This window comes from Pseudomonas sp. 102515, assembly GCF_031085165.1.
GTDB lineage: Bacteria > Pseudomonadota > Gammaproteobacteria > Pseudomonadales > Pseudomonadaceae > Chryseomonas.
Genome location: NZ_JAVHTY010000005.1, coordinates 223,337 through 239,435, shown reverse-complemented (window position 1 = coordinate 239,435; position 16,099 = coordinate 223,337). Strand labels below are relative to the sequence as shown.

At 68.2% G+C, this 16,099-nt stretch carries 10 protein-coding genes; 7 read left to right on the top strand and 3 right to left on the bottom strand.

Features of this window, described 5'->3' with window-relative positions; translation table 11 throughout:
* Positions 1-6 precede the first annotated feature (6 nt).
* From RCF34_RS19665 to RCF34_RS19655, 3 genes are read left to right on the top strand one after another with little or no spacing between them, the layout of a single operon-like run.
* Positions 7-7,101 carry an Hpt domain-containing protein gene (locus RCF34_RS19665; RefSeq protein ID WP_308709693.1) on the top strand — a complete coding sequence of 2,365 codons (7,095 nt, stop codon included), beginning with the start codon at positions 7-9 and terminating at the stop codon, positions 7,099-7,101.
* Entirely contained in the window at positions 7,094-8,113 is a 1,020-nt protein-coding gene (locus RCF34_RS19660; RefSeq protein WP_308709692.1) for a chemotaxis protein CheB, read from the top strand. The genes RCF34_RS19665 and RCF34_RS19660 overlap by 8 nt, the downstream gene beginning before the upstream one ends.
* 11 nt (positions 8,114-8,124) lie before the next feature.
* Positions 8,125-8,592 carry a chemotaxis protein CheW gene (locus tag RCF34_RS19655; RefSeq protein WP_007161686.1) on the top strand — a complete coding sequence of 156 codons (468 nt, stop codon included), beginning with the start codon at positions 8,125-8,127 and terminating at the stop codon, positions 8,590-8,592.
* Here RCF34_RS19655 and RCF34_RS19650 read toward each other — a convergent pair.
* From RCF34_RS19650 to RCF34_RS19640, 3 genes are all read right to left on the bottom strand, one after another.
* Positions 8,589-9,245: an HAD-IA family hydrolase gene (locus RCF34_RS19650; protein ID WP_308709691.1), complete on the bottom strand. Its 657-nt coding sequence runs from the start codon at positions 9,243-9,245 to the stop codon at positions 8,589-8,591. The two genes, RCF34_RS19655 and RCF34_RS19650, sit on opposite strands and share 4 nt — an antisense overlap.
* 66 nt (positions 9,246-9,311) lie before the next feature.
* Positions 9,312-10,040 (bottom strand): 16S rRNA (uracil(1498)-N(3))-methyltransferase, encoded by a 729-nt coding sequence (locus RCF34_RS19645; protein ID WP_308709690.1) that lies wholly within the window; start codon positions 10,038-10,040, stop codon positions 9,312-9,314.
* A 13-nt stretch (positions 10,041-10,053) separates the two neighbouring features.
* Positions 10,054-11,454, bottom strand: coding sequence for an adenosylmethionine--8-amino-7-oxononanoate transaminase (locus RCF34_RS19640; protein ID WP_308709689.1), 1,401 nt, complete (start codon positions 11,452-11,454; stop codon positions 10,054-10,056).
* 174 nt (positions 11,455-11,628) lie between these two features.
* Between RCF34_RS19640 and RCF34_RS19635 the strand changes: the two genes are divergently transcribed.
* The 4 genes from RCF34_RS19635 to RCF34_RS19620 all read left to right on the top strand — a co-directional run bounded on the left by RCF34_RS19635 (position 11,629) and on the right by RCF34_RS19620 (position 16,089).
* On the top strand, positions 11,629-13,206 hold the full coding sequence (locus RCF34_RS19635; protein ID WP_308709688.1) for an FAD-dependent oxidoreductase: 1,578 nt from the start codon (positions 11,629-11,631) through the stop codon (positions 13,204-13,206).
* A 172-nt stretch (positions 13,207-13,378) separates the two neighbouring features.
* Positions 13,379-13,933: a cytochrome b gene (locus tag RCF34_RS19630; RefSeq protein WP_208693887.1), complete on the top strand. Its 555-nt coding sequence runs from the start codon at positions 13,379-13,381 to the stop codon at positions 13,931-13,933.
* Positions 13,934-13,968: 35 nt separating this feature from the next.
* Complete coding sequence (locus RCF34_RS19625; protein ID WP_068382892.1) at positions 13,969-14,547, top strand: YceI family protein; 579 nt, start codon at positions 13,969-13,971, stop codon at positions 14,545-14,547.
* Positions 14,548-14,895: 348 nt separating this feature from the next.
* A complete protein-coding gene (locus RCF34_RS19620; RefSeq protein WP_308709687.1) occupies positions 14,896-16,089 on the top strand; it encodes an efflux RND transporter periplasmic adaptor subunit in 1,194 nt (397 codons plus the stop codon).
* The last annotated feature ends 10 nt before the right edge of the window (positions 16,090-16,099 follow it).

The window sequence follows — 16,099 nt, the reverse complement described above, 5'->3', positions numbered from 1 at the left end:
GCCGAGATGATCGATCGACACGACTACGTAGCCCTCGAGTGGGTCAAGGGAGAGATCGCCGAAACCTTGCAGCAGGCCCGCAAGGCGCTCGAGGCGTTCGTCGACAACCCGCACGACCGTAGCCGCCTGGGTTTCTGCCGGACCTATGTGCACCAGGTCTACGGCACCCTGCAGATGGTGGAGTTCTATGGCGCCGCGCTGCTCGCCGAGGAGATGGAGCTGCTGCTGCAGGCCCTTCACGAAGAGCGGGTGAACAGCTCGGACGAGGCGCTGGAAGTGCTGATGCAGGCCATCCTGCAGGTGCCGCCCTATCTGGATCGGGTCCTCGAGGCCCGCCGCGATCTGCCGCTGGCTATCCTGCCGCTGCTCAACGACCTGCGTTCGGCGCGCGGCGAGAAGCTGCTGTCCGAGACCAGCCTGTTCTCGCCGGATCTCTCCGCCACGCCGCTGTCGCTGAGCGACGCCGAACTGGCCGACCGCGCCGCGCCGGACTGGCTGCCGCGCCTGCGCAAGCTGCGCCAGGCGCTGCAGGGCGCCCAGGTCGGACTGTTCCGCGACCGCGATGTCCAGCTGCACCTGGATTACCTGCTGCGGGTCTTCGAGCGACTGGACCAGCTCTGCGCCGGTTCGCCCTTTGGCGCGCTCTGGCCGGTGGCGGCGGGCCTCACCGAATTGCTGCAGGCCGGCGAGCTGGACAACAGCAGTTCGATCCGCGGCCTGCTCCGGCAACTGGATCGTGAACTCAAGCGACTCATCAGCGATGGGGTGACCACCCTCAACCAGCCGGCGCCGGCCGATCTGCTGAAGAATCTGCTGTTCTACCTGGCCAAGGCGCCGGTGCAGAGTCCGCGCATCGCTGCGCTCAAGGCGCACTATCGTCTCGACGAGGCCCTGCCGGATGCCGAACTGGTGGGCTTCGAGCGCTCGCGCATCGTCGGCCCGGATCGCGAAGCCATGCGCTCGGTGGTGACCGCGCTCTGCGAAGAGCTGGTGCAGATCAAGGACAGCCTGGACCTGTTCGTGCGCAGCGATCGCCAGCAGCCCGCCAGCCTGCGCGGCCTCTTGGCCCCGCTCAAGCAGATCGCCGATACCCTGGCGGTGCTGGGCTTCGGTCAGCCGCGCAAGGTGGTGCTGGAACAGCACGGGGCCGTGGCCGAACTGGCCGAGGGCGTACGCGAGGCCAGCGACGCCGCCCTGATGGATATCGCCGGGGCGCTGCTCTATGTCGAAGCCACCCTGGCCGGCATGGTCAGTGGCAACGAGGTGGGCGATGCCGAAGAGAGCCGGCTGCCCACCACCGACATCGATCAGCTGCATCGGGTGGTGGTGCGCGAGGCGCGCAATGGCCTGGAGCAATCCAAGGACGCCATCATCGAGTTCATCGCCTCCCAGTGGAACCATGTCCACCTGGAGTCGGTGCCCCTGCTGCTGACCCAGGTCCGTGGCGGCCTGGCGATGATTCCGCTGGAGCGGGCCGCGGCCCAGGTGCAGGCGGCCAACGACTACATCTGCCAGCAACTGCTGGGCAAGCAGGCCGTGCCCGACTGGCAGAGTCTGGACACCCTGGCCGACGCCATCACCAGCGTCGAGTACTACCTGGAGCGCCTGGCGGAAGACCCGTCCACGCCCCACGACATGATTCTCGACATCGCCGACGAGAGTCTCATCGCGCTCGGCTATCCGCCGAGCGCGGCTGGCGATGGCGAGGTGGCGGCAGCGCCCTTGGTCTCCAGCGAGGTCGCGACGCCGGTTCAGGATCTGCCGGAAGACCAGCCCCTGCTTGCGGACCCGGTGGCCGAAGAGGCACTGGAGCTCACCGCCCTGCCGGTCGAGGAGCCTGTAGAGACCGGAGAAGCTTCCCCTGCCGAGTCCGAGCCCACCGCAGCGGAAGCGCCGCTGACCGCCGAGCTCCAGGCGGACGCAGGCGCAGCGGTCGAGGTGGCGAGTGACGAGGCGCTTGGCAAGACCGAGCCCGCGCACGACGAATCCGAGGAGCGACTGGCCGGCATCGAGCCGGATCGGCTGCTGCCGGCGACCGCCGATGCCGATGCGATCGCCGAGGTATTGGCCGCGCCGGTCGATCCCATCAATCCCCCGGCGGCCCAAGTGCCGCAAGCGCTGCTGCCGCCCGCGGCTGACGCCGAGCCGGTCGAGGAAGAACTGCGCGAGGTCTTTATCGAAGAGGCCGGCGAGGTCCAGGCGGAGCTGGAACGCTGGCTGCCGATCTGGGAGGCCGAACCCGAGCAGCGCACCGCGCTGGGTGAATTGCGGCGCAATTTTCACACCCTCAAGGGTAGTGGCCGCATGGTCCAGGCACTGGTCATCGGTGAATTGGCCTGGGCCCTGGAAAATCTGTTCAATCGCCGCCTGGACCACAGCGTCGCGCACAGCGCCGCCCTGCAGACGGTGGTCGAGCAGACCTGCGCCCTGCTGCCGGAGCTGGTCGAGGAATACGCCGAGAATCGTCAGCGGCAGCGCGACGACGTCGACTGGCTGGCCCACGCCGCTCATGCGTTAGCCCGTAACGAAGCCTTGCCCGAGCGTACTTCCCCGGGCAGCGCAGCCGCCGCCGCGCTGACGACGCTCCCCAAGGCGGAGGGGGGCGAGCCTTGGGTCGCGGCACCCGCCGCCGCCGAAGCCGATACCCAACTGCTGGATATCTTCCGTACCGAGGCCCAGGCGCACCTGGAAACCGTGCGCCGCTTTCTCGAGCAGTCCGAAGCCGGCAGTTCCCAGCCGGTCTCCGACAATCTGCTGCGCGCCCTGCATACCCTCAAGGGCAGTGCCCATATGGCGGGCAGTTCGCCGATGGCCGAGCTGGCGTCCGCGCTGGAACGGCTGGCCAAGGAATACAAGCTCGCCCATGTCGCCTTCGCCGAACCCGAGTGCGCCTTGCTCGCCCAGGGTGCCGAGTTGCTGGAGCGGCGGCTGGGCGAGCTCGACGAAGGGTCGCTGGCAACGCCGCTGGCAGGCGCGCCAGCAATCATCTCGTCCTGCGAGGCGCTGCTGGAGGAGCTGAATCCCCAGTTGCCGCTGCCCGAAGCACCGCTGCCGGAGCAGCGTGACGTCCTGCGGCTGACCGATTTCCTGATGCCGGGAATGGACCTGCTGCTGGAAGCCGATGACCGCCTGAATGCCTGGCGGACCGGCGGTGACCGGGCGGCCTGCCCGGATCTGCTGGCCGAGCGATTGAATACCTTTGCCGATGGGGCCGCCCGGGTCGGACTGGCCGATGTCGAGCAACTCGCTGAAGCGCTGCAGGTGGTCTATGCCGCCGCGGCGAGTGGTTCGCTGCCCGCCGACGACGCCTTCTTCCGCGAAGCGGCAGAGGCCCAGGAAGCCCTGATCAGCATGCTCAATCAGCTGGCCGGTGGCATGCGGGCCACGTTGAGCGAAGAGCGGATCCAGGGCCTGCGCGGCCTGCTGGCAGGCATTCTCGCCGGGTTGCCCATGGCGGCCACCACCCTGCTGGCCGAGCCCGAACCCGAAGACCTCTTCGATCCGGCAACGGCCACGCCGGTCGCACCCGAGCGGGCGCTGGACGTCGAATTGCCCGCCGAAGCCGAAGCCGAAGCCGAAGCCGAAGCCGAAGCCGAAGCCGAGCCTGACCTGGCGTCGCTGGAGCAGCCGGAAGAGCCGCTGCCGCTGTTGGCGGACAGCGAGTCGGCGGATACCGTCGAGCCCGAGGCTGCCGAGTCCGTCGATCCGGAGATGCAGCTGATCTTCCTCGAGGAAGCCCAGGACCTGCTGGACAGCGCCGACCGGGCGCTGAAGCGTTGGCTGGTGGAGCCGCCGCAGCGCTTCCACCTCGGCACCTTGCAGCGCGATCTGCATACCCTCAAGGGCGGCGCCCATCTGGCCGGTGTGATGCCGGTCGCGCGTCTGGCGACGGAGCTGGACGCCATCTACGAAGGCCTGCTCGATGGCCGTCTCGCCGGCGGCGCCGAACTGGCCAACCCCCTGCACGATGCCCATGGCTGCCTGGCCGCGCAGCTCGAAGAGCTGGCGGTGGGTGACCCGGTCAGTGAGCATGCCGAGCAGGTCGAGCGCCTGCAGCGCATCCGCACTGGTCATCTCGATGAACCGCCGGTGTTGGACGCCGCCGGGTCTGCCCCGAGCGAGCCCGAGCTCGGCGAAGCGATCGCGGACCAGCCGACGGATACCGAGTCCACGCTGCGGGAGCCGGCGCCCATGGCCGCCGTGCCGGAGGCGGATGAAGGGCCCGACGCCGAGCTGCTGGCCATCTACATCGAAGAGAGTCGCGATCTGCTCGACAGCATGGCGAGCTCGCTGCACGCCTGGGAAGCCGAGCCGCGCAACAGTCTCGAACTGGAATCCCTGCTGCGCGACCTGCATACCCTCAAGGGCGGTGCGCGCCTGGCCGAGGTGGATGCCATCGGTGACCTGGCCCATGCCCTGGAGGCCTTCTACGAAGGGCTGGCGCGCGGACGGATCAAGCCCGGCGCGGAGCTGGGCGACCTGCTGCAGCGCTGCCATGACCGGCTGCACGAGCAACTCGAAGCCCTGGCCCAGGGCCAGACCCCGGTCCCGGCTGGCGACCTGGTCGAGGCCTTGCGCGACTACCGCGGCGAGCCGCTGACGGCTGGCGTGACAGCCGCCCCCGCAGGCGCTGCACCGGTCTTCGACGCCGAAACCGATGCGGAAATCCTCGAAATCTTCATGGAGGAAGCCCAGGACCTGCTGGTCAGCATGGACGAGGCCCTGGCGGACTGGCCGGCCGCGCCCGACGTGGCGGTGGACGAGTTGCTGCGCTGCCTGCATACCCTCAAGGGCGGTGCGCGCCTAGCCGGTCTGCACGGCCTGGGTGAGCAGGCCCACGAACTGGAACAGCAACTGGCGGAATTGCGCTCGCTCGCCGTGGGGCTGAGCGAGGGCGACCGCGAACGGGTACGCGCCCTGGCGACCCAGGGGATCGACGGGCTGCAGCTGGCGGTAGCCCAGCTGTCGCTGCCGGCCGCCGCCCAGGCGAGTGCGGCTCCCGAGCCGGTCGAGACGGCCGAGGCCGAACCGGAAGCCGTGCTCGAGGCTGAGCGGCCACCGGCCGCGGACGTTGCCGGGGAGGAAGCGCCTGCAGCCCCGGACGTCGAATCCGCCGTCGAGCACCCGCCTGCTGCCTTGCCTGAGCGAGACAGCGCGGCGGGCCCCGTCATGGTCGCGGCCGAGACGCCCGCGGTCCCGGTTGCCCCGCTGCCCTTCGTGCAGCGCCTGCAGCAGGTCCGCCAGCAGGCGGCGCAGCGGCGTTCGTCCCAGGAGCTGGTGCGGGTACCGGCCGCGCTGCTGGAGCAACTGGTCAACCTGGCCGGCGAGACCTCGATCTTCCGCGGTCGCGTCGAACAGCAGGTCAGCGACATCGGCACCACCCTCGGCGAGATGGAAGCCACCATCGAGCGGGTGCGCGATCAACTGCGCCGGCTGGATACCGAAACCCAGGCGCAGATCATCAGTCGTCACCACGAAGACGTGGATCGCGCCGGCTATGAGGATTTCGATCCCCTGGAGCTGGATCGCTATTCCCAGCTGCAGCAGCTGTCCCGAGCGCTGTTCGAATCGGCTTCCGACCTCCTGGATCTGAAGAACACCCTGGGCCAGCGCAATCGCGATGCCGAGACCCTGCTGCTGCAACAGGCGCGGGTCAATACCGAGTTGCAGGAAAGCCTCATGCAGACGCGCATGGTGCCTTTCGAGCGCATGGTGCCACGGCTGCAGCGGGTGGTACGCCAGGTCAGCGCCGAACTGGACAAGCCGATCGAGCTCAGGGTCGGCAACGCCGAAGGCGAGCTGGACCGCACCGTGCTCGAGCGGATCATTCCGCCGCTGGAACACATGCTGCGTAACGCCATCGACCATGGGGTCGAGGACGCCGTCGGACGCCAGCGCGCCGGCAAGCCGGCCGAAGGCGTGATCAGCCTGGATCTGCGCCGTGAAGGCGGCGACATCATCCTGACCCTGGCCGACGACGGCCGTGGCATCGACCTGGCCGCGGTGCGCCGCAAGGCCATCGAGCGCGGCCTGATGGCGGAAGACGCGCAGCTCGCCGACGAGGAGCTGCTGCAATTCATCCTCGAGTCCGGCTTCTCCACGGCGCCGACCGTCACCCAGATTTCCGGGCGGGGCGTGGGCATGGACGTGGTGCACCAGGAGGTGAAGCAACTCGGCGGCGACATGGACATCCACAGCGTGGCGGGCGAGGGGACGCGCTTCACCATCCGCCTGCCGTTCACCGTGTCGGTGAACCGCGCGCTCATGGTGCATGCCGGCGACGACCTCTATGCCGTGCCGCTCAACACCATCGAGGGCATCGTGCGGGTGACCGCAGCCGATCTCGAGCGCTATTACCGCCCGGGCGCGACGACCTTCGAATACGGCGGCCAGCACTATGACCTGCGCTACCTGGGGCATCTGCTCAACAACGGCCAGCAGCCCAAACTGAGCGGCCAGAGTCTGCCGCTGCCGGTGGTGCTGGTGCGTTCCGCCGAATACGCGGTGGCCGTGCAGGTGGATGCGGTGGCCGGCTCGCGGGAGATCGTGGTGAAGAGCCTCGGTCCGCAATTCGCCGGGGTACCGGGGCTGTCCGGTGCCACCCTGCTGGGGGACGGGCGCGTGGTGGTGATTCTCGACCTGCTGGCGATGATCCGCAGCCAGCGCGCCAGCGGCGAAGAACTCGTCCGGCTGGCGCAGGGTCCGGCCACGGTGGCCGAGGTCACCCGGCCGGCGCTGGTCATGGTGGTGGACGATTCGGTCACGGTGCGCAAGGTCACCAGTCGCCTGCTGGAACGCCACGGCATGGAGGTCTTCACCGCCAAGGACGGGGTGGACGCCATTGCCCAGTTGCAGGAGCGGCAGCCGGACATCCTGCTGCTGGACATCGAGATGCCGCGCATGGACGGCTTCGAGGTGGCGAGCCTGGTGCGCCACGACGCGCGCCTCAAGGGCCTGCCGATCGTGATGATCACCTCCCGTACCGGGGAAAAGCACCGCGAGCGGGCGCTGAGCCTGGGCGTGAACGAATACCTGGGCAAGCCCTACCAGGAGAGCGAACTCCTGGCCCACATCCATCGGTTGGTCAGGGAACATGACTGAGATGCACACCGCCCGCGTCGCCATCCTGGCCGACAGTCCGCTGCAGCGCCACGTGCTGCAGCAGGTGCTGGCCGACAATGGCTATCACGTCGTCCTCAACAGCGATCCGGAGCGCTTCGACGAAGCGGCCTGGCCCACCGTGGCGACCGATCTGTGGCTGATCGACCTGAGCCAGACCGAGGAATCATCGCTGGTGGACGCGCTGCTGGAGGGGGCCGAGGTGCCCATCCTGTTTGGCGAAGGCCAGGCGCCGGAGCGCTTCACCGATCCCTTCACCCAGTGGGAGAAGCGCCTGATCGGCAAGCTCAAGCGCCTGATCGGCGATCCGGTGGCGGCGGTCGGCCCGGCCCTGGAGACCCTGCTGCAGGACCAGCCGCGACCGCCGCGCCTGACCCTGCCCGAACCTCTGGCCAATCTGCCGCTGCCAGCCGGCGATCCGGCGCCCGAGGTCTGGCTGCTGGCCGCCTCCCTGGGCGGGCCGGCGGCGGTGAAGGCCTTTCTCGATGCCCTGCCGGGGGGGCTGCCGGTCGGCTTCCTCTATGCCCAGCACATCGGCGACGGCTTTGCCGCCAACCTGCTGCGCGCGGTCGGCCGGCACAGTCAGTGGCATATCCAGGGCGCGCGCCCGGGTGAGCCGGTGCGCTGCGGCGAGGTGGTGGTGGTGCCGACCCAGCAGGAACTGACCTTTCGCGCCACTGGTGCCCTGGACATCGTCGAGCGCGCCTGGCCCGAGCCCTATACGCCGTCGATCAGCCAGATGATGCTCAACCTGGCGCAGCAGTTCGGCGCGCGCTGCGGGGTCATCGTCTTCAGTGGCATGGGCAACGACGGCACCGCCTCGGCGCCCTATGTGCGACGTCGCGGTGGCACGCTCTGGACCCAGTCGGCGAGCACCTGCATCGCCCCGAGCATGCCGGAAAGCCTGCGCGAATCGGGTCTCACGACCCTTACCGCCGATCCCCGCGGCCTGGCCGAAGCCCTGGTGGCGCGCCTGGCCGAGCAGCGAAGCTAAAGGAATTCCCCATGTCGACCGCCGCACCCGCCGAACACCTGACCGGTCTGCTGCTGACCCTGGCCGACCGTACCCTGCTGCTGCCCAACGCGGCGGTCGCCGAGCTGGTGCCCTGTCGCGAGATCCGGCCGCTGCCGGTGCAGCCGGACTGGTGCCTGGGCCAGGTCGCCTGGCGCGATCTGCGTCTGCCGCTGATCAGTTTCGAAGCGCTTTCCAGCGGCAGTGCCGCGCAATTCGATGGCGATCGCCATGCGCGGGTGGCCATCCTCAACGCCCTGGGGGGGCGTGAGCGGGTGCGATTCCTGGCACTGCTGATCCGCAGCATTCCGCGCTCATTGCGCATCACCCCCGAGCTGGTCGCCGCCGAGGTGCCCCTGGCCGCCCTGGAGCTGGGCGCCGTGGCCTACGAAGGCGGCACGGCGCGCATTCCCGATCTGATCGGGGTGGAAGAGCGCCTCGCCGCCGCGGGCGTCTTCTAGACCTGAGTCAGGCGCATGGCGCCGCTTTCATCACGGCTGATGCCGACGCCGCGGTAGTCGGCCAGGGTCGGCAGCCCCAGGTCCAGCGGCTGGCGATGGGTCGCGGTGATGGCCACCGCATCGGCGCCGGCGGCCTTGGCCGCGGCAAAGCCGGCGTGGGCATCCTCGAACACCAGGCAGTCGCCGATCTCCACCCCCAGCTTGCGCGCACCTGCCAGAAAGCAGTCCGGCGCGGGCTTGCCCTGGGTGACGTCTTCGGCGCAGATCATCACCGGCGGCAGGGCCATGCCGGCGGCGGCGAGCCGCACTTCGGCCAGCCGGTGCGAGGCCGAGGTGACCAGCGCCCAGCTGCCGGCTGGCAGACTGGCGAGGAAGGCCGCCGCGCCGGGGATCTCCTGGATGTCGGCGACATCGGCGATCTCCAGTTCGGTGATGGCACGGGTCTCGGCTTCGATGTCGGCGCCGGCGGGCGCGAAGCGCTTCACCGTCTCCACCGCTCGCACGCCATGCATCACCGCGAGGACGTCCGCCGGGTCGAGGCCGTGGCCGAGTGCCCAGGTGCTCCAGGCGCGTTCGGCGGACGCCACGCTGGTGAGCAGGGTGCCGTCCATGTCGAACAGGAAGGCGGCGTAGGGGCGAGAGGGTAGGGTCATCCAGGGCTCCAAAACTATCCGTGGGGAAAGGGACGGACCGCCGAGGGCAGCGGCCCGAGGGGCAGATCAGGGGGTCTGGAAATCACCCCAGAGTTGCTGGGCCACGCTCAGGGCCACCACCGGGGCGGTCTCGGTGCGCAGCACTCGCGGCCCTAGGCGGGCCGGCTGGAAACCGGCGGCGCGGGCAGCCGTGACTTCGGCCTCGCTCAGGCCGCCTTCGGGGCCGATCAACAGCGCCAGACGAGTGGGGTGGGCATGGCTCTCCAGAGGCTCGGCCACCGGGTGCAGCACCAGCTTGAGGTCGGCGGTCACGCTGGCCTGCCAGTCGGCCAGCAGCTGCGGCGGATGGATCAGCGGCACCGTGGAGCGACCGCACTGTTCACAGGCGCTGACCGCGACCTGGCGCCAGTGCTGCAGGCGCTTGTCGGCGCGTTCGTCCTTGAGGCGTACCTCGCAGCGTTCGCTGACCAGCGGAGTGATCTCGGCCACCCCCAGTTCGGTGGCCTTCTGGATCGCCCAGTCCATGCGCTCGCCACGGGACAGGCCCTGGCCGAGGTGGATCCGCAGCGGCGAATCGGGTTGGCCGGGCAGTTCCTCGGTCAGGTCGACGCTGAGGGTCTTCTTGCCCACCGCAGTGACCTGGCCGAGGTATTCCCGGCCGCTGCCGTCGAACAGCTGCACGGCATCCCCCGGTGCCAGGCGCAGCACGCGGCCCAGGTAGTGGGCCTGGGCCTCGGGCAGGTCCAGGCGGCCGAGGGCCAGGGGCAGGTCGAGATGGCAGCGGGTGAGACGCATGGCGGACTCCAGATCAGCCGGGATCGCGGTGGTTGGGGTGCAGGTCGCTCAGGGCGACGCTGACCGAGGTGCGGGTGGCGAGGTCGATGCCTTCGCTCGCCACCTCGGCGAGAAAGTCGATCTGCTCGGGGGTGATGACATAGGGCGGCAGGAAGTAGACCACGTTGCCCAGCGGGCGCAACAGGGCGCCGCGGGAGAGGGCGTGCTGATAGACGGCCAGGCCGCGGCGCTCCTGCCAGGGGTAGGGGGTGCGGCGGGCCTTGTCGGCGGTCATCTCGATGGCCAGGGCCATGCCGGTCTGGCGCACTTCGCCTACCTGGGGATGCTCGGCCAGGTGCGCGGTGGCCTCGGCCATGCGCCGGGCCAGGGGCTTGTTGGCTTCGATGACGTCGTCCTCGGCGAAGATGTCCAGGGTCGCCAGGGCGGCGGCGCAGGCCAGCGGGTTGCCGGTATAGCTGTGGGAATGCAGGAAGGCGCGCAGGGTGTGGTAGTCGTCGTAGAAGGCCTGGTAGACCGCCTCGGTGGTCAGGCAGGCGGCCAGCGGCAGGTAGCCGCCGGTGAGGGCCTTGGACAGGCAGAGGAAATCCGGGCGGATGCCGGCCTGTTCGCAGGCGAACATCGTACCGGTGCGGCCGAAGCCCACGGCGATCTCGTCATGGATCAGGTGCACGCCATAGCGGTCGCAGGCCTCGCGCAGGAGGCGCAGATAGACCGGGTGGTACATGCGCATGCCGGTGGCGCCCTGGATCAGCGGCTCGACGATGACCGCGGCGACGCTGGCGTGGTGCTCGGCCAGGGTGCGCTCCATGTGCGCGAACATCTGCCGCGAATGCGCTTCCCAGTCCACGCCCTCAGGGCGCAGGTAGCAATCGGGACTGGGCACCTTGAGGGTGTCCAGCAAGAGGCCCTGGTAGGTCTCGGTGAACAGCGCCACGTCGCCCACCGACATGGCCGCCACCGTCTCGCCGTGGTAACTGTTGGTCAGGGTGACGAAGCGGCGCTTGTCCGGCTGGCCCACGTTGCGCCAGTAGTGATAGCTCATCTTCAGCGCCACCTCGATGCACGAGGAACCATTGTCGGCATAGAACACCCGGTCGAGGCCGGCCGGGGTCAGGGCGACCAGGCGCTCGGACAGCTCGATCACCGGCTGGTGGCTGAAGCCGGCGAGAATGACGTGCTCCAGCTGGTCGACCTGGGCCTTGATGCGCTCGTTGATGCGCGGATTGGCGTGGCCGAAGACATTGACCCACCAGGAACTGACGGCGTCCAGGTAGCGCTTGCCGTCGAAGTCCTCCAGCCAGACGCCTTCGCCACGGCGGATCGGGATCACCGGCAGCTGCTCGTGATCCTTCATCTGGGTGCAGGGGTGCCAGAGCACCTCCAGGTCACGGCGCATCCAGTCGTGATTGGTCATTGGCGGTCTCCTGGCGGCGGGCCCGGCGATAAAAAGGGGGCGCAAGCCTAAGCCAGGGCGCGCGACGGGAGCAAGGCGCGGGCCGATTGCCGGTCATGGCGCCGTCTGGTTGCCCTGGGGCCGCTGGCGTATGCTGCGCCACCGCCGTTTCCCGGTCCCAGGAGTCTAGAAAAGATGTCGTCGCGTTGGACAGGTTTTACCGTCTGCTTGGCAGCCGGCGTATTCGCTACCAGCCTGAGCGCAGGCGCTGCCGAGAAGGCCCACAAAGAGACGCACAAGGCGCCGGAAAAGGCTGCCGCGGCACCCGCCGCGCCCAGTGGTCCCTCGGTGATCGTGGTCGGTGCCGGCCTGGCCGGTCTGGCCTCGGCCTATGAACTGCAGCAGGCCGGCTGGAACGTGACCCTGCTGGAAGCCGGCGCGCGCGTCGGCGGTCGTTCCGGCCTCGCCTCCAGCGAATGGATCGGCGACACCAAGGCCCAGCCGGTGCTCAACCACTACCTGGACACCTTCAAGCTCAAGACCGTGGACGCGCCGTCCTTCGTGCGCACCCCGGGCTATCTGATCGAAGGCCAGTACTATTCCCAGGAAGACCTGACGCAGAAGATGCCGGCCGTGGCCGATGCCCTGAAGCGCGTCGACAAGTCCCTGGACGACCTGGCGGCCGCCATCAGCGATCCGCTGCAGCCGACCGCCACCCCGACCCTGCACGCCCTCGACCAGATCAACGCCGCCACCTGGCTGGACAAGCAGAATCTACCGCCGGTGGCCCGCCAGCTGATCAACCAGCGCATCCGCGTCCGCTACGACGAGCCCTCGCGGCTGTCGCTGCTCTATCTGGCCCAGCAGACCCGCGTCTATCGCGGCGTAGAGGACAAGGACCTGCGCGCCTCGCGGCTGCCCGGTGGCAGCGACGTCCTGGCCCAGGCCTTCGTCAAGCAGATCAAGACGATCAAGACCGACAGCAAGGTGTCGAGCATCGTCCAGGATCCGAGCGGCGTGACGGTCAAGGCCGGCAACGCTGGCTACAAGGCCGACTACGTGGTGATGGCGGTGCCGCTGCGCGCCCTCGGCCAGGTGCAGATGACCCCGGCGCTGGACGCCACCCAGCAGGCCGCCATCAAGGGCACCACCTACGGCTGGCGCGACCAGATCCTGCTCAAGTTCAAGACTCCGGTGTGGGACAGCAAGTCGCGCATGAGCGGCGAGATCTACAGCGACCAGGGCCTGGGCATGCTGTGGGTGGAGCCGGACGTCAAGGGCGGCGCCAATGTGCTGGTCAACCTGGCCGGCGACAGCGCGCGCCTGGTGCAGGCCTTCGGCGACAAGCAGATGGTCGACCAGGTGTTGATCCGCTTCCATGCCTTCTATCCCAAGGCCCGGGGTGCCTTCTCCGGCTACGAAGTCCGCCGCTACAGTCGCGATCCGGGCGTGGGCGGTGCCTACCTGGCCTATGGCCCGGGCCAGATCACCCGCTACTGGCGGCTGTGGGAAAAGCCCACCGGCCGGGTGATCTTCGCCGGCGAGCACACCGATCCGCTGCATCCGGGCACCCTGGAAGGCGCCCTGGCCAGCGGTCAGCGCGCCGCCGGGCAGGTGCGCGATCTCAAGGCCGGCAAGGCCGTGGTGCCGGTCGCCACGAGCGCCAAGGCCCAGGCCCAGCCCGCTACCGCGCCCAAGGCCGCCGAAGCCGCGCCGGCCAAGGACAGTGGCGAGCACGGCTTCTTCTGGAAGCTGTTCCACTGGTCGTTCTGATCGAGGCCCGAGCCCGGGCGCTGCCATCGTGCAGCGTCTGGGCCGGAGCGGACGGGCGCGCGCGCGCCGTCCGATCCATCGATTCCTTCGATATTGAGTCGAGACTTTTTCCGCTTTCCATCGATACGTTTGCGGCTAGGCTTAGGCAAAGCTTTTTCAGGAGAGAAAAGCGATGCACTGGCGCAACGATGGCCTTCGCTACGGTCTGGTAAGTCTGGTTCTGCATTGGGTCATGGCCCTGGCGATCGTCGCCATGTTCGCCTCCGGCCTGTGGATGCGCACCCTGGACTACTACGACACCTGGTACCACACCGCCCCCGAACTGCATAAGAGCGCCGGCATCCTCTTGCTGATCGCCCTGGTGCTGCGCCTGCTCTGGCGCCTGGTCAGTCCGCCGCCGCCGGTGGAGGGCAGCCCCCTGGTGCGCCGCGCCGCGGGTGCCGGGCACTTCCTGCTCTACGGGCTGATGCTCAGCGTCATGGTGGCCGGCTACCTCATCTCCACCGCCGATGGCGTGGCCATCGATGTCTTCGGCTGGTTCAAGGTTCCGGCGACCCTGAGCGGCCTGCCGGAGCAGGCCGATACCGCCGGCAAGATCCACCTCTGGTTCGCCTGGACGCTGATCATCCTGGCCGGCCTGCACATGCTGGCCGCGCTCAAGCACCACTTCGTCGACCGCGACGGCACCCTGGTCCGCATGCTCGGCCGGGTCCACACCCCTTCCTGATGTTCGCTTCCCACCACCACATGGAGCTCCATCCAATGCTGAAGAAAACCGTTGCCGCCCTGGCCCTGGGTACCGCTCTGCTGGGCGCTGGCCAGGCCATGGCCGCCGACTACAAGATCGACAAGCAGGGCCAGCACGCCTTCATTCAGTTCCGTATCCAGCACCTGGGCTACAGCTGGCTGTACGGCACCTTCAAGGACTTCGACGGCAACTTCAGCTTCGATGCCAAGGATCCGGCCGCCGACAAGGTCAAGGTGACCATCAACACCGACAGCGTCGACACCAACCACGCCGAGCGTGACAAGCACCTGCGCAGCGCCGACTTCCTCAACGTCGCCGCCCATCCCCAGGCCAGCTTCGAATCGACCAAGGTCACCCCCACTGGCGACGGCACCGCCGACGTCACCGGCAACCTGACCCTGAACGGCGTGACCAAGCCGGTCACCATCAAGGCCCACTTCATGGGCGAGGGCAAGGACCCGTGGGGCGGCTACCGTGCCGGCTTCGAGGGCACCACCACCCTCAAGCTCAAGGACTTCAACATCCAGAAGGACCTCGGCCCGAAATCCCAGGAAGTGGAATTCATGCTGTCCTTCGAAGGCGTGCGCCAGTAACGGGACGCCTGCAGGTTGTAACCAAAGATGCCGGATTCGTCCGGCATTTTTGTGCCTGGTCGTCTTTGCCGACGAGCCGGGCGCCACCGGGATTCCCCGGCAGAACTCGGCTCCCGCCGCATGGTCTGCTACCGAGGTCGGCCGCACCGGCCTGACTTTTCTCGGAATAGTCGTTTTCGCGAGGGGTCGTCGTATCCGGCGAAATACCCGAGCATGGCACTTGGGTTATTTACAAACAGTCGTGAACGTAAGTATATTTGTCTGATAACAATATCCTATGCTCGAGCCGGTGCGGATCCACAAGGCGCGCTGCGCATGCTCATTTCCCCGCTTTCAAGGACTTTTGATATGCAGATCAAGCCGGCGCATGCCTTTTTCGCTCCCGCCCTGCTGGCCGTGGCCCTGGCCCTGGGCGCCTGCGGCAAGCAGGACAACAAGGACCAGCAGCAGCAACAGCAGAAGCCTGCGGAAGTCGGGGTGGTGACGGTGCAACCCCGCACCGTCACCCTGACCGACGAACTCCCCGGGCGTACCTCCGCCTTCCGTATCGCCGAGGTGCGGCCCCAGGTGAGCGGCATCCTGCTCAAGCGCTCCTTCACCGAAGGTGCCGACGTGAAGGCTGGCCAGCAGTTGTATCAGATCGATCCGCGCACCTACGAAGCCAACGTCAATTCCGCCAAGGCCTCCCTGGCCCAGGCCCAGGCGACCCTGGCGTCGAACCGGCTCAAGGCCCAGCGCTATGGCGCCCTGGTCAAGGAACAGGCGATCAGCAAGCAGGAAGCCGACGATGCGCTGTCCATGCAGCGGCAGAATGAAGCCCAGGTGGAATCGGCCAGGGCCGCCCTGCGCAATGCCGAGATCAATCTGGCCTACACTAAGGTCGCCGCGCCCATCGCCGGCCGCATTGGCCGCTCGATGATGACCGAAGGCGCCCTGGTCACCGCCGATCAGACCACCGCCCTGACCAGCATCACCCAGCTCGATCCCATCTATGTCGACGTCACCCAGTCCGCCACCGACCTCTTGCGTCTGCGCCGCGAGCTGGACAGTGGTCAACTGCAGAAGGTGCAGGGCGAGAACGCCGCCGAGGTCAAGCTGATGCTGGAAGACGGCAGTGCCTACAGCCGTTCCGGCAAGCTCAAGTTCGCCGAGGTCTCGGTGGATCAGGGCACCGGCTCGGTGACCATCCGTGCCGAATTCCCCAACCCCGACAAGCTGCTGCTGCCCGGCATGTTCGTGCGTGCCCAGTTGCAATCGGGGGTGCGCCAGAATGCCATCCTGGTACCCCAGCAAGGGGTCACACGTGATCAGAAGGGCAAGCCCACCGCCATGGTGGTGAATGGGGAAGGCAAGGTCGAGCTGCGCGAGTTGGTGACCGAGCGGGCCTTGGGTGCGGACTGGTTGGTATCCAAAGGCATCAAAGCGGGTGACAAGGTCATCACCGAAGGTCTGCAGAAGGTTAAACCCGGCGCCAGTGTCACTGCCAAGCCTGCCGGCAACGTCGCCTCCGCCGAGCAGCAGCCGGCCGGTCAGGGCCAATAAAGGGAGCGCC